The organism is Kitasatospora sp. NPDC034035 (genome assembly GCF_055575755.1).
On sequence record NZ_JBVISA010000023.1, the window covers coordinates 56,361 to 70,230 of the forward strand.

The window sequence follows — 13,870 nt, forward strand, 5'->3', positions numbered from 1 at the left end:
GGACCTGCTCCTATCGGGTGGTGGAGGCGTAGGGCAGCAGGGCCGTCTCTCGGGCGCTCTTGATCGCCCGGGCCATCGCCCGCTGCTGCTGGACGGTCAGCCGGGTGACCCGGCGGCTGCGGATCTTGCCGCGGTCGGAGACGAACCTGCGCAGCAGGTTGGTGTCCTTGTAGTCGATGTAGGTGATGCCCGCCTCGAACAGCGGGCTGGGACGTGGACGGGCCGGACGTCCGCCGGTGGGGCGCTTGGCCATTACGAGTCTTCTCTCTGGTCAGGACACGGGTTCGAGCAGGTCCTCGAAGGCGTCGGGCAGGGCCCTCCAGCCGGTCTCCCCCGCCATCAGTTCGGCGTCGGTGAGCAGGCAGGAGTCGAGCAGTTCGGTGATCCCGTCGACGTCCAAGCCCTCGGCGATGAAGACGAGTTGCTGGACGCGGTCGCCGTGCGCGGGATGCCAGTCGAGGGCGGCGGCGGCCCTGCGGGCCGGCGGGTAGAACTCCCAGGCGGCGTCGGGAAGTCCGGCCAGCCACGGACCGCACTCCTCGACCGCGAGGTTCGCACCGGCGGCGTCCCAGGCCAGCATCGACCCAGGCCGGTTGGCCAGCCAGAACCGTCCACGGCTGCGCTGGGCGGCCGGGACGAGCAGCTCCAGCGCCTCGTACAGCCGGCCCGGGTGCAGCGGGCGGCGGCGCTCCCAGACCAGGGTTGCCACGCCCGCGTCATCGGCCTGCTGCGGCAGCAGGGCAAGCGCCGGGTTCACGCGGTCGCGGGCGGCTGCCACGTCGAAGCCGCCGAGCGCGGCACGCAGCAGTTCACCGGTGCCGAGCAGCACCCGCCGGGCGGTCGGGTGCAGCTGGCGCAGCATCGCGAGGCCGGTCTCGCCACCACGGGCGACCGCGATGGTCGTGGCGTACTCGATCTGGTGGGCGAGCGCCTCGGCCCGAGTGCGGGTGTCGTCCGGCGACGTGTGCTCGCCGTGCTCGGCCAGGTCGTCGGGGACGGAGAGTTCGCCGAGCAGCCGGTCCGGGTCGACCGCGACCACCACGCCCGCCAGTTCGATGAACTCCTCCGCCGACTGGCCGTCCACCTCGCCGCCCGCGATCACCTCGACCGCCGGGTGCGGGTCGCTGCCGCCCCACAGCTCCACGACTGCCAGCCCGTGCTGCCCGTCCTCGGCCACGCGCAGCAGCTCGGGCAGCAGGTCCTCGCGCAGCGCGCAGCAGGCGCAGTCGTTGCTCAGCGGGACGTCCGCCGTCGCGATAGCGCCGGAGGCGTCACGGAGTTCACGGTGGACCGTACGACGCGAGGCGTCGCGCAGGTCGTGGTGGAGGACGACGCCGTTGACGCTGCCGTCCAGCAACTCCTGGACGGCACGGCGGCGTTCGGCGCGGTGCAGGCCTGCCACCACCACGACGGGGAGCCTGAGGTGTTCGGGCACGGCGCTCACCAGCTCGACTTGCGCACGCCCGGCAGCTGTCCGGCGTGGGCCATGGTGCGCAGGTTGATCCGGGAGAGGCCGAAGGCGCGCTGGTAGCCGCGGGGGCGGCCGTCCACGGCGTCGCGGTTGCGGATCCGGGTGGCGCTGGCGTCGCGCGGCTGGCGGCCCAGCTCCCGCTGGGCGGCGGCGCGTTCCTCGGCGGTGGCGGCCGGGTGGGCGATGGTGCGCTTCAACTCGGCGCGGCGCTCGGCGTACCGGGCAACGGCCGCACGCCGCTGCTCGTTCTTGGCGATCTTGCTCTGTTTGGCCATCAGACTTTCCCCCCTCGGGCGCGGATGCGGGCGACGGCGGCCTCGATACCGATCACGTCGACGGTCTTCAGGCCCTTGGCGCTGAGCGTGAGACGGACGTGCCGGCCCTCGCTGGGCAGCCAGTAACGCTTGCGCTGGATGTTGGGGTCGAAGCGGCGGCGGGTTCGCCGGTGCGAGTGCGAGATCGCGTTGCCGAAGGACGGCTCGCGGCCGGTCAGTTGGCAGTGAGCGGACATGGTGACGGCTCCGTTGCTCATCGTGCGGGCAGGCAAATGGTCACGCCCCGGGACCGGCGTGCAGCCCCGGGATGCCCGCCCCACACTACGCCAGATGAAAATGGATTTCATTTCGCTATAGTGGGGCCACCACCACACCGACCGAGGGGACATCCATGGCCCGCAACGAACTGCGCCCGATCACCAAGCTCCGCTCCACCGCCGGCACCGGCTACACGTACGTCACCCGCAAGAACCGCCGGAACGACCCCGACCGCCTCGTCCTGCGCAAGTACGACCCCGTCGCCAAGCGGCACGTCGACTTCCGCGAAGAGCGCTGACCACGCCCACACCACCACGGAGGACTACGCCCATGAAGCCCGGAATCCACCCCGAGTACCGCCCTGTCGTCTTCCGCGACAAGGTCGGCGGTCTCGCCTTCCTCACCCGCTCCACCGCCACCAGCACCCAGACCGTCGAATGGGAGGACGGCAACACCTACCCCGTCATCGACGTCGAGATCTCCTCCGCCAGCCACCCCTTCTACACCGGCCAGACCCGCGTACTGGACACCGCCGGCCGGGTCGAACGCTTCCGACGCCGCTACGGCACGACCCAGGGCTGATCGGACGACTCGCCGAGGAAGGCAGTTGTGAAGCCCCGACGCAGACCACCACCGTCAGGGGCGGGGGGCTGACGCGGCAGCGCGTCAGCCCCTCGGCTCGTGCCTCAGGGCTGGTCGATGCCGGCATTCCGAATCGGCCGGCGGCAGCCCCACCCCACCCCGCCTCCGCGAGTTCTCGCAGCCTCGGAGCAATCCACCTGCGGCCCGCGGTGAGATCTTGGAAACGATGCGTTCACGACGTGTGGACCCTCCGGGAAACAAGCGATTTCTAGCGTATCCACTCATGGATTCGAAGCTGTATACGCAGCCGGACACGGTGCTGGATCCGGGTCCGGTGCCCCCGCCCTCACTCCGCGAGGCGGCCTACGCGCAGTTGCGCACGGCCGTGCTGGACGGCGAGTTCGGCCCGCGCGAGCGGCTGGCCGAGACGCGGCTGGCCGTACGGTTCGGGGTGTCGCGGACCCCCGTACGCGAGGCATTGGCAAGGCTGCTGGCGGACGGTCTGATCGAGCGTGGTGACGGCGGCTTCTACGTCACGATCCCCAACCTGACCCAGCTGAAGGACTTCTACGAACTCCGGGTCACCCTGGAACTGCGCGGCATCGCCCGGGTGATCGAGGACCCCTCGGTCCGGCACGACCCGGCTGTCATCGCGGCCGAGTTGGAACGCTGGTACGCCCTGCGCGAGAACCCACCCGAGCGTGACCCACGCTTCGTCGTCCAGGACGAGCGCTTCCATGCCGAACTCTCCCGCGCTGCGGGCAATCCCGCGCTGACCGACGCCCTCGTGACGGTCAGCGAGCGCATCCGCAGCGTCCGCTTGTACGACTTCCTCACCCAGGACCGGGTGGAGACGACCATCACGGAACACATCGAGATCATGGAGTTCGTCCGGGACGGACGGCTCGACGAGGGCTACCGGGCCCTGCACGCCCACGTCGGCGACTCGATGGCCGTGGTGCTGCAACGCGCCCAGCGCGCGATGACGCAGATGGCCCTGCACGCCGACCGTCTCTGAAGCAGGCCGGCCGCTCCCGAACCCGCGGGTAACGCCGCGGGCAACGCCCGGCCCCGATTCCCCGGCTGTCGACGACGCCATCCGAGGTGCCCACCGCTCTCCTTCCCTCCCTCCCCCACCGGCCCGCACCCCCGAAGGGCATGCCATGACCGCCACCGAGTCACCGCAGCCGGTGACAACACCGCACTCCCCGACGAGCCAGGCGACCAAGGAGACGCTGGAGGACTACACCCTCCGTTTCGCGCCCCGCAGCTACCGTCGCTGGACCCCCATGGTCGTGGCCACCACGGCACTCGGCGGCATCGCCTACATGGCCGACTTCTCGATCGGCGCCGGCATCGGCCTCGCCCACGGCACCGGCAACGCGCTGGTTGCGATCGCCGTCGCGGCCGTGGTCATCTTCGTCACCGGCATCCCCCTCGCCTACTACGGCGCCCGCTACAACATCGACCTCGACCTCATCACCCGCGGCTCCGGTTTCGGCTACTACGGCTCGGTCCTCACCAGCGTCATCTTCGCCAGCTTCACCTTCATCTTCTTCGCCCTCGAAGGCTCGATCATGGCCCAGGGGCTGAAGCTGGGCCTCCAACTCCCCCTGTGGCTGGGCTACCTGGTCTCCACGCTGATCGTGTTCCCCCTGGTGATCTACGGCATGAAGGCGCTCAGCAAGCTCCAGGTGTGGACCACCCCGGTCTGGCTGCTGCTGATGGTCGCCCCGCTCGTCTACCTGATCGCCCAGGACCCCGGCACGGTCGACCGCTTCCTCGGCTACGCCGGTACGGACGGCGACGGCGGCGGCATCAACACCGCGTCGGTGCTGCTCGGCGCGGGCGTGTGCCTGTCCCTCATCGCGCAGATCGGCGAGCAGATCGACTACCTGCGCTTCATGCCGCCCAAGACCGAGGCCAACAAGCGCACGTGGTGGACCGCCGTGGTCATGGCCGGCCCGGGCTGGGTCGTGCTCGGCGCGCTGAAGCAGGCCATCGGCGTCTTCCTCGCCGTCTACATCCTCGCCAAGGTCGGACCGTCCGTCGCGACCGAGCCGATCCAGCAGTTCCGCGCCGCGTTCGACGTGATGATGCCGTCCTGGATGGTGGTCCCGCTCGCCCTCGCCCTGGTCGTCATCAGCCAGATCAAGATCAACGTGACGAACGCCTACTCCGGCTCCCTCGCCTGGACGAACTCCTTCACCCGCGTCACCAGGCACTACCCGGGCCGCATGGTCTTCGTCCTGGTCAACCTCGGCTTCTCGCTCGCCCTGATGGAAGCCGACATGTTCAGCTTCCTCAACAGCATCCTGGGCTTCTACTCGAACTGCGCCATCGCCTGGGTCGTCACCGTGGCCACCGACATCGGCATCAACAAGTACCTGCTCAAGATCTCCCCGCTCCAGCCGGAGTTCCGCCGGGGCATGCTGCACGCGGTCAACCCGGTCGGCGTGGTCGCCTTCGTCGCGGCCTCGGGCCTGTCCATCGGCATGTACTTCCACGCGCTCGGCGACACCCTCCAGCCCTACTCCCCCGTCGCCGCCGCCGTCATCGCCTTCGTCCTCACGCCCCTGATGGCCGTCGTCACCAAGGGCAAGTACTACCTGCGCCGCACCGACGACGGCATCGACGAGCCGCTTCTGGATACCGACGGCAACCCCAGCGCGGTCACCCTCGACTGCCACGTCTGCCGCCAGCCCTACGAACGACCCGATCTGGCCGCCTGCGCCACCCACGACGCGGCGATCTGCTCCCTGTGCCTGAGCACCGACAAGGTCGGCGACCACGTCCTGCCCGCCGCATGACCCCTTCGTCGCCGGTGCCGCGGGAAGCCTCGCCGAGTTCCCGCGGCACGGCCCGCCTTCTGAGGAGCTGACATCGTGTTCGACACCCTTCTGGTCGCCAACCGCGGCGAGATAGCCTGCCGCATCATCCGCTCGGCGTCCGCACTCGGCCTGCGGACCGTGGCGGTGTACTCCGACGCGGACCGCGCCGCACCGCACGTGCGGATGGCCGACACAGCGGTACGCCTGGGCCCGGCGCCGGCCGCCGAGAGCTATCTGCGAGCGGACCTGGTCCTGGCCGCCGCCCGCGAGACGGGCGCCGGGGCGATCCATCCCGGGTACGGCTTCCTCTCCGAGAACGCCGCGTTCGCCGCCGACGTGGAGGCGGCGGGCCTGGCCTTCGTCGGCCCGACGCCCCGCCAACTGGAGGTCTTCGGCGCCAAGCACACCGCCCGCGCCGCGGCCGAGGCAGCCGGGGTCCCTCTGCTGGCCGGTACCGGGCTCCTTCCGGACCTGGCCGAGGCCCTGCGAGCCGCCGAGGACATCGGCTACCCGGTGATGCTCAAAGCGACCGGCGGCGGAGGCGGCATCGGCATGCGGGCCTGCACCGGTCCGGAAGAACTGCGCTCGGCGTACGCCCAGGTCACCAGACTCGCCCGGGGCAACTTCGGCGATGGCGGGGTCTTCCTGGAGCGGTACGTCTCCCGCGCCCGACATGTCGAGGTGCAGGTCTTCGGCGACGGCACCGGCCGGGTCGTCAGCCTCGGCGACCGGGACTGCTCCCTCCAGCGCCGTCACCAGAAGGTCCTGGAGGAGGCCCCCGCCCCCGGCCTCCCACCCGCGCTGCGCGAGGAACTGCACCGCAGCGCGCGGGAGCTGTGCGAGACGGTCGGCTACCGCTCCGCCGGCACCGTGGAGTTCGTCTACGACGCCGAACGCGAGGAAGCCGCTTTCCTGGAGGTCAACACCCGCCTTCAGGTCGAGCACCCGGTCACCGAGGAGATCACCGGCGTCGACCTGGTCAGCTGGATGCTGCGCCTGGCCCGCGGCGACCAGGACGTCCTCGACGGCATCGGCCCCGACGGCCCGCCCACGCGCGGGCACGCCGTCGAGGCGCGCGTCTACGCCGAGGACCCGGGCCAGGACCACCGCCCGAGCGCCGGCCTGCTCACCCGCGTCCAACTCCCCAGCGGCGTAAGGGTGGACGGCTGGGCCGAGACCGGCCAGGAGATCTCCACCGCCTACGACCCGATGCTCGCCAAGATCATCGCCACCGGCCGCGACCGCGACGAGGCGCTCGCCAAACTGGCCGAGGCGCTGGAAGAGACCCGGATCGACGGCGTCGAGACCAACCTCGGCCTCCTGCGCGCCGCCTGCCGCACGGAAGAGGTCACGGCCGCCCGGCACACCACGAGCACCCTCACCTCCGTCACCGACCCGCGCCCCCGCATCGACGTCGTACGCGGCGGCACCCTGACCACCGTCCAGGACTGGCCCGGCCGCACCGGCTACTGGGAGGTCGGCATCCCGCCCAGCGGCCCGATGGACGACCTCTCCTTCCGCCTGGGCAACACCGCCGTCGGCAACCCCGAGGGTGCCCCCGGCCTGGAGTGCACCCTGGAGGGTCCGGCCCTGCGCTTCTCGCGTCCGGCGGTCGTCTGCGTCACCGGCGCCCCGGCCCACGTCACGGTCGACGGCACACCCGCCGCCCAGTGGAAGCCCTTCGACCTGCCCGCCGGAGCCCTGCTGGAGATCGGCACCCCCAAGGGCCCGGGCATGCGCACCTACGTCCTCGTCCGCGGTGGCCTCGACCTGCCCGCCTACCTCGGCAGCACCGCCACCTTCACCCTCGGCGGCTTCGGCGGCCACGCCGGACGCGCCCTGCGCACCGGCGACGTCCTCCGTCCCCTCGCACCCGCCCCCGGATCGCCGGCACCGACCTCCGTACCGTCCACCGACCGCCCGCACTTCACCACCCACTGGCGGATCGCGGTCAGCGAGGGCCCGCACCCCGCCCCCGACTTCCTCACCCCGCGCGGCCTGGAAACGATGTACTCGGCCGAGTGGAAGGTCTCCGCCCAGTCCGCCCGCACCGGCGTACGACTCGTGGGCCCCCGGCCCGAATGGGCCCGCCCCGACGGCGGCGAGGCCGGGCTGCACCCCTCCAACATCCACGACACCGCTTACTCCGTCGGCGCCGTCAACCTCACCGGGGACACCCCCGCGATCCTGGGCCCCGACGGCCCCAGCCTCGGCGGCTTCGCCTGCCCGGTCACCGTCGTCGCCGCCGAACGCTGGAAGTCGGGCCAGCTGCGCCCCGGTGACACCGTGCGCTTCATCCCCGTCACGGAGGCCCGCGCGGACGACCTGCGCCGCTCACCGGCCCTGCTCACCCTCCCCACCGAGGGTCCGGACCCCGACCACGGTGTTCTCGCCCGGCGGCCCGCCACCGACACCACCCCCGAGGTCGTCTACCGGCGCGGCGCGGACGACAACATCCTCGTCGAATACGGTCCGATGACCCTCGACCTGGCCCTGCGGATGCGGGTGCACGCCCTGGCCCGGCACCTCGCCGCCCACCGCCCCGCCGGCCTCGTCGACATCACCCCCGGCGTCCGCTCCCTCCACCTGCACACCGACCCCGACACGCTCCCGCTGCGCACCCTGCTCGGCGCGCTCCAGGAGGCCGAGGACCAGCTCCCCGCCGCCCAGGAGCTGGCCGTGCCCAGCCGGGAGGTCCACCTCCCCCTGTCGTGGGACGACCCGACCGTGGACGAGGCCATCTCCCGCTACCTCACCTCGGTGCGCGACGACGCCCCCTGGAACCCGTCCAACATCGAGTTCATCCGCCGTGTCAACGGTCTGGACTCGGTCGACGACGTCCGCCGGATCGTCTTCGACGCCCAGTACCTCGTCCTCGGCCTAGGCGACGTCTACCTGGGCGCCCCCGCCGCCACCCCGCTCGACCCCCGCCACCGCCTGGTCACCACCAAGTACAACCCGGCGCGCACCTGGACCGCCGAGGCAGGCGTCGGCATCGGCGGCTCCTACCTCTGCGTCTACGGCATGGAGAGCCCCGGCGGGTACCAGCTCATCGGCCGCACGGTCCCCATCTGGGGCGGCCTGCGCCCCGGCCGTTCCTTCTCGGACGGCATCCCCTGGCTGCTGCGCTTCTTCGACCGGATCGTCTGGCACCCCGTCTCCCCCGCCGAACTCCTCGACATCCGGGCCGACCTGGCTTCCGGACGGGGACAACTCGACATCAGGCCCGGCACGTTCTCCCTCAGCGACCACGAACGCTTCCTGCACCGGAACGCCGACAGCATCACCGCCTTCCGCACCCGCCAGGCCGCGGCCTTCGCCGCCGAACGGCAGGCGTGGGAAGCAGCGGGCGAACTCACCGAACGGGCCGAGGCCGCCCCCGTGGCGTCCGCCGGGCCCGTCTCCCTGCCTCCCGGCGGCAGCCTGGTCGACGCCCCGCTCAGCTCCAGCGTGTGGAAGGTGGCCGCCGCACCCGGTACCCGAGTCGAGGCCGGACAGCCGCTCGTCGTCCTGGAGGCCATGAAGATGGAGGTCGTCGTCCGCGCCCCGGCCGACGGCGTCGTCGCCGACGTCCTCGTCTCCCCCGGCCAGCAGATCGACGCCGGCACCCCGTTGGCCGTCATCCTCCGAGAGGAAGCAGCGTGAACCAGTCCCCCACCGGCCCCGTGACAGCCGAGGAGCGGCTCGCCGCCGCCTACGAGCGCATCGACAAGGCCGAACGACCCGAGATCTGGATCGCCCTGCGCCGCTACGAGGACGTCCTGGCCGAAGCCCGCGCCGTCGACGCCCGCGTCGCGGACGGAGAAGTCCTGCCACTGGCCGGTCGTCTCTTCGCCGTCAAGGACAACATCGACGTCGCCGGCCTGCCCACCACCGCCGCCTGCCCCGCCTACGCCTACCGTCCGCAGGTCTCGGCCACCGCCGTACAACGGCTGACGGACGCCGGCGCGCTCGTGCTCGGCAAGACGAACATGGACCAGTTCGCCACCGGCCTCGTCGGCACCCGCAGCCCGCACGGAGCCGTCCGCAGCGCGGGCCACCCGGAGAAGATCTCCGGCGGCTCCAGCTCGGGCTCCGCCGTCGCCGTGGCCCTGGGCATCGCGGACTTCGCACTGGGCACGGACACGGCCGGCTCGGGCCGGGTACCGGCCGCGTTCAACAACATCGTCGGCATCAAACCCACCCTCGGCCTGATCCCCAACACCGGCGTCGTCCCCGCCGCCCGTCCCTACGACTCCGTCACCGTCTTCGCCCGCACCCTCACCGAGGCCCAACAGGCGCTGACCGTCATGATCGGTCCCGACGCCGCCGACCCGCGCAGCCGAACCTGGCCCGACGCCGTACGGCTGGCAGCACCGCAACGGCCCCGCATCGCCCTCCCCCGCGACGAGGACCTCGCGCCCCTCTCCGACGAAGCCCGAGCCGCCTTCCACACGGCTGCCGGACAGCTCCGGGAAACCGGCGCCGAAACAGTCGTCACCGACGTATCGCCGCTGCTGGAGGCCGCCCGGCTGCTCTACGACGGCGCCCTGGTCGCCGAACGCTACGCCGCCGTCGGCGAGTTCATCGCCCGCGACCCCGAAGCCGCAGACCCCATCGTCGCCGGCATCATCCTCGCCGCGGCCGCCCTGCCCGCCCACGCCCTCGCCGCCGACCAGGAACGCCTCGACCACTTCAGGGCGGCCGCCGCCCGCCTGCTGGCCGGCTTCGACGCCCTGCTCCTGCCCACCACCACCGAGCACCCCACCATCGCCGCCGTCCAAGCCGACCCGGTCGGCATCAACAAGCGGCTCGGCACCTACACCAACTTCGTCAACCTGCTCGACCTGGCCGCCGTCGCCGTTCCAGCCGACGAGGCCGACGGCAGCCCCTTCGGCATCAGCATCATCACCCGAGCCTTCGACGACCAGACCGGCCTCGACCTCGCCGCCCGGCTCATCGAGGGCCGCCTCATCGAGGAGAGCGGCGAATCCGCCGGCCAGGCCCGGGGTCCCCTCCCCGGCACGGGAGTCGACCTCGCCGTCTTCGGTGCCCACCGGCACGGCCAGCCCCTCAACCACCAGCTCACCAGGCTCGGCGCACGCTACACCGGCGACGTACGAACCGCCGCCGCCTACCGGCTGACCGCCCTCGCCACCGAACCTCCCAAACCGGGCGTGATCCACGTCGGCCCCGGCAGCGGCGGCGCGATCAGCGGCGAACGCTGGACCCTCTCACCGGCCGCCCTCGGCCACTTCCTCGCCGAACTTCCCGCCCCCATGTCCCTCGGCCGCATCCGACTCGACGACGGCTCCTGGGTCCTGGGCTTCCAATGCGACCCACACACCGCGGCCTCGGGAACCGACATCACCCACCACGGGGACTGGCTCGCCTACCTGGCCACGACCTGAGACGAAACCCTGTCCAACGTCCGGGGAGGTGATGACAGGCGCGGTGCCGATCGGGCGACCGGGAGCTGCGGTCAGGCGGGCGCCCGGCAACGGCCGGGGCAGCACACGGCTGAGTGGTCGTCAGTCCGCGAGCGGGCGCTTGAGCCCGGGTGGGTTGGAGCCGGGAGGTGGTCCGATGGGCGGAGTGGTCGCGCCCGTGGCGAGCAGAACAGTAGCGGCCACCGTGGCGGCGGCCCGGGCGGTGCGACGACGGAACGGTCAGCAGCGGCGTCGAGGTGGCCGGCAGCAGGGCTGCCAGCAGGGCGCGGGTACGGCGGGGGTCAGGCGTTCCATGGTGCCCCAGCAGCTTGAGGTCGGCGCGTCGGCAGGGCCGTCGGTGACCAGCCGCAGGTCCGCCACCCGCTCCGATCCCCGCTCGTGCATCCAGTCCTCGCGGGCTCGGTGATGTCCTCCATCGGCCGCCCGACCGGAAAGATCCGACTCGCACTTCGCCGAAGCCGGCTGTGCAGCGGTGCTCGGGGTTTTCGACGGGCAGGCCCCCGGGACGGCGAGGCCGGCACCGCCCCGGGCGCGATGGCTTCCGGACGACACCGGCCTCGTGGGGGCGAGAGGGTCTACCAGAGGCGGCGCGACGGTGTGAGCTTGGCGCTCAGTGCCGCGAGGAAGGTCGGGAGCTTGTCCACCATGGCCTTGGGGACCGGGGTGGTCTGGACGGTGTCCCGCCTCACGTCCTGGACGACGAGGGTGTAGGTGCCGTTCTCCTCGACGAGTTCGGCGGCGTAGAGCAGTGTTTCCGTGGAGGTTTGCATCGGGGGTCCTAGGCTTGGGTGTCGTTGAGCCAGGTGTTCCACGCCTGGGTGGCTTTCTGCTCGTCGGCGTCCTCGGCGAACACGTGGTGGGCCAGCCAGATCGGCGTGTTCCAGGTGCTGCCGTTGAAGAAGCGGTAGAGCGCGTCCGGGCCGCGCAGGCCGACGAAGTCGGGGCTGAGCCAGTCCACGACCACCTCCTCCGGACCGCCGTCCGGGCCGGGCACCTGGAGCGACAGCCGGTCGCCGACGGCCGCGTCGTCGGCGAGGCCGAGGCGTCGCCGCAGGGCAGCGAAGTCGGCGGGGTCGGCGGTGGGTTCGGGGCGCCCGGCCTTGACGTAGACGGCGGGGCGGCCGGCGAAGTGCCGCAGGTACTCGGCGAGGCTGTGCTGGTAGAGGTGGACGTGCTTCTCGGCCGCGTCCGCCTTCCTGTCCCAGACCTCGTCCCAGACCCCCTCGTGCACCCAGTGGATTCCCATGCGCAGGTGGCTCGTCCCGCCGTCGGCCGACTCGATCCGGTAGCTGAGGGTGTTGGAGAACTCGTCGCCGAGGGTCGCCCGGGCGGCGAAGTGGGTCGGCGGCTCCCATGCCACGACGGTGCTCTCGGCCCGGGTGACCTTTCCGCCGACGCGCGGCTCGATCTCCATCGGGTACAGCCAGCCCAGGTTGCCGGCACCGGTGGCGACGGCGGCCCAGACCTGTTCGGGTGTCGCGGGCAGGTCCTGTTCCTTGCGGACCTCGAACTCTCGGGCCATGGTCGGTTCTCCTTCGTCGTCGTTCATCAGGTGTCAGTAGGTGACCGGGAGGGCGCACACCCGCCGCTGCAGCGGGTTGGGCCGCCATTCCAGCGGTTTCCCCTCGGCCAGGCGCAGTTCAGGCAGCCGGCGGACCAGCGTCCCGACGGCCACCTCCGCCTGGAGCTTGGCCAGCGGGCCGCCGAGGCAGAAGTGCGGACCGTTGCCGAAGCTGAGGTGCCGGTTGGCGGGGCGGGTCAGGTCGAGCCGGTCGGGGTCCTCGAAGCGCTCGGGGTCGCGGTTGGTCGCGGCGAGGAACAGGTAGACCAGCTCGCCCTCGCGCAGCGTGCGCCCGCCGATCTCCAGGTCCTCCGCGACGACTCGGACGATCGCCTGGGTCACCGTGTCGTAACGGGCCAGTTCCTCGACGGCGCTGCGGATCAGCCCCGGTTCCGCGCGCAGCCGGGCCAGTTGGTCGGGGTGGCGCAGCAGGGCGAGCATGCCGTTGCCGATCAGGTGGGTGGTGGTCTCGTCGCCGGCGGTGATCAGGACGAAACAGGTGGAGAGCAGTTCGGAGTCGGTGAGCCGGTCGTCCTGCGCCTGGGTGGCGACCAGGGCGCTGATCAGGTCGTCGCCCGGGTCGGCCCGGCGGCGCCGGACGAGGCGGGCGAGGTACTCCTCGTACTGCCCGATCGCCTCCTCGGACTTGTCGAGGTCCTCGCTCAGCCGGCCGAAGCGGCTGAACCAGGTCTTGACCTGCGGGAGGTCGTCGTCCGGGATGCCGAAGAGCTCGCAGACGACGGACATCGGCAGCGGGGCGGCGACGGCCTCGATCAGGTCCGTGGTCGGCCCGGCCGCGACGGCTTCGTCGATGAGGCGGTCGACGATCCGCTGGATGCCGTCGCGCAGGGCTTCGACGCGCCGGGCGGTGAAGGCGCGGTTGGTCAGTTTGCGCAGCCTGGCGTGGTCCGGCGGGTCGGTGTTGGACATCACCCGCCCGAGCCGGTCGGTGAGCCGGCTGAAGGCCTTCAGGTCGCCGCCTAGCGCGACGTAGGCGCGGGTCATCCGGTCCCGGTCGTTGGACAGCCGCAGGTCGGCCAGCGCCGCCTCGACGTCGGCGTACCGGGTGAGGTACCAGATGCCTTCGGCACTGCGATGGACCGGGCTCTCGCGCCGCATACGGGCGTAGAGCGGGTACGGGTCCCGTCGGGCCTCGGGGGTGAGCAGGTCCGCGGCGAGGTCGCGGGGCCGGGCGGGGCCCGCGGTGGCGCGGGCCCCGTCCCTGGTGTCGGTGGTGGTCACGTCGGCTACCGCTGGGCGTCCATGGCGTCGGCCAGGCTCTTGGGCCGCATGTCGGTCCAGGCCTGCTCGACGTACTCCAGGCAGGCGGCCTGGGTGTCGGGTCCGTGGGTGACGGTCCAGCCGGCGGGGACGTCCGCGAACTGCGGCCACAGCGAGTGCTGGTTCTCGTCGTTGACGAGTACGAGGAAGGTGCCGTCCTGGTCGTCGAAGGGGTTGGTCAT

General features: G+C 71.8%; 14 protein-coding genes. 6 read left to right on the forward strand and 8 right to left on the reverse strand.

Annotated features, from left to right (window positions below; genetic code table 11):
* Positions 1-10 precede the first annotated feature (10 nt).
* Genes rpsR through rpmB form a run of 4 tightly spaced genes read right to left on the reverse strand, consistent with a single transcriptional unit; the run spans position 11 to position 1,982 of the window.
* Positions 11-253, reverse strand: coding sequence for a 30S ribosomal protein S18 (rpsR, locus tag ACZ52J_RS28745; protein WP_465622846.1), 243 nt, complete (start codon positions 251-253; stop codon positions 11-13).
* Positions 254-271: 18 nt separating this feature from the next.
* Positions 272-1,435, reverse strand: a complete 1,164-nt coding sequence (locus ACZ52J_RS28750) for a CobW family GTP-binding protein (protein WP_465622848.1) — start codon at positions 1,433-1,435, stop codon at positions 272-274.
* A 5-nt stretch (positions 1,436-1,440) separates the two neighbouring features.
* Positions 1,441-1,746, reverse strand: coding sequence for a 30S ribosomal protein S14 (gene rpsN / locus ACZ52J_RS28755; RefSeq protein ID WP_465622850.1), 306 nt, complete (start codon positions 1,744-1,746; stop codon positions 1,441-1,443).
* A complete protein-coding gene (gene rpmB / locus ACZ52J_RS28760; protein WP_360501693.1) occupies positions 1,746-1,982 on the reverse strand; it encodes a 50S ribosomal protein L28 in 237 nt (78 codons plus the stop codon). The genes rpsN and rpmB overlap by 1 nt, the downstream gene beginning before the upstream one ends.
* Positions 1,983-2,137: 155 nt before the next feature.
* On the opposite strand from rpmB, the gene rpmG reads away from it, so the two are divergent.
* The 6 genes from rpmG (at position 2,138) to atzF (ending at position 10,807) form a co-directional block, all read left to right on the forward strand.
* Complete coding sequence (rpmG, locus tag ACZ52J_RS28765; protein ID WP_465622852.1) at positions 2,138-2,302, forward strand: 50S ribosomal protein L33; 165 nt, start codon at positions 2,138-2,140, stop codon at positions 2,300-2,302.
* Positions 2,303-2,334: 32 nt separating this feature from the next.
* Positions 2,335-2,586 carry a type B 50S ribosomal protein L31 gene (locus tag ACZ52J_RS28770; protein WP_465622854.1) on the forward strand — a complete coding sequence of 84 codons (252 nt, stop codon included), beginning with the start codon at positions 2,335-2,337 and terminating at the stop codon, positions 2,584-2,586.
* Between the two features lie 283 nt (positions 2,587-2,869).
* Positions 2,870-3,604 (forward strand): GntR family transcriptional regulator, encoded by a 735-nt coding sequence (locus ACZ52J_RS28775; RefSeq protein ID WP_465622856.1) that lies wholly within the window; start codon positions 2,870-2,872, stop codon positions 3,602-3,604.
* A 145-nt stretch (positions 3,605-3,749) separates the two neighbouring features.
* Positions 3,750-5,396: a purine-cytosine permease family protein gene (locus tag ACZ52J_RS28780; protein ID WP_465622858.1), complete on the forward strand. Its 1,647-nt coding sequence runs from the start codon at positions 3,750-3,752 to the stop codon at positions 5,394-5,396.
* A 75-nt stretch (positions 5,397-5,471) separates the two neighbouring features.
* Entirely contained in the window at positions 5,472-9,062 is a 3,591-nt protein-coding gene (uca, locus tag ACZ52J_RS28785) for an urea carboxylase (RefSeq protein ID WP_465622860.1), read from the forward strand.
* Positions 9,059-10,807: an allophanate hydrolase gene (gene atzF / locus ACZ52J_RS28790; protein WP_465622862.1), complete on the forward strand. Its 1,749-nt coding sequence runs from the start codon at positions 9,059-9,061 to the stop codon at positions 10,805-10,807. Before uca ends, atzF begins: the two co-directional genes overlap by 4 nt.
* 614 nt (positions 10,808-11,421) lie before the next feature.
* Here the strand turns inward: atzF and ACZ52J_RS28795 are convergent.
* Genes ACZ52J_RS28795 through ACZ52J_RS28810 form a run of 4 tightly spaced genes read right to left on the reverse strand, consistent with a single transcriptional unit; the run spans position 11,422 to position 13,870 of the window.
* On the reverse strand, positions 11,422-11,616 hold the full coding sequence (locus ACZ52J_RS28795) for a hypothetical protein (RefSeq protein WP_360641295.1): 195 nt from the start codon (positions 11,614-11,616) through the stop codon (positions 11,422-11,424).
* An 8-nt stretch (positions 11,617-11,624) separates the two neighbouring features.
* Positions 11,625-12,368 (reverse strand): SRPBCC family protein, encoded by a 744-nt coding sequence (locus ACZ52J_RS28800; protein ID WP_465622864.1) that lies wholly within the window; start codon positions 12,366-12,368, stop codon positions 11,625-11,627.
* A 33-nt stretch (positions 12,369-12,401) separates the two neighbouring features.
* Positions 12,402-13,649, reverse strand: a complete 1,248-nt coding sequence (locus tag ACZ52J_RS28805; protein WP_465622866.1) for a cytochrome P450 — start codon at positions 13,647-13,649, stop codon at positions 12,402-12,404.
* 5 nt (positions 13,650-13,654) lie between these two features.
* Positions 13,655-13,870 carry an MbtH family protein gene (locus tag ACZ52J_RS28810; RefSeq protein WP_360641298.1) on the reverse strand — a complete coding sequence of 72 codons (216 nt, stop codon included), beginning with the start codon at positions 13,868-13,870 and terminating at the stop codon, positions 13,655-13,657.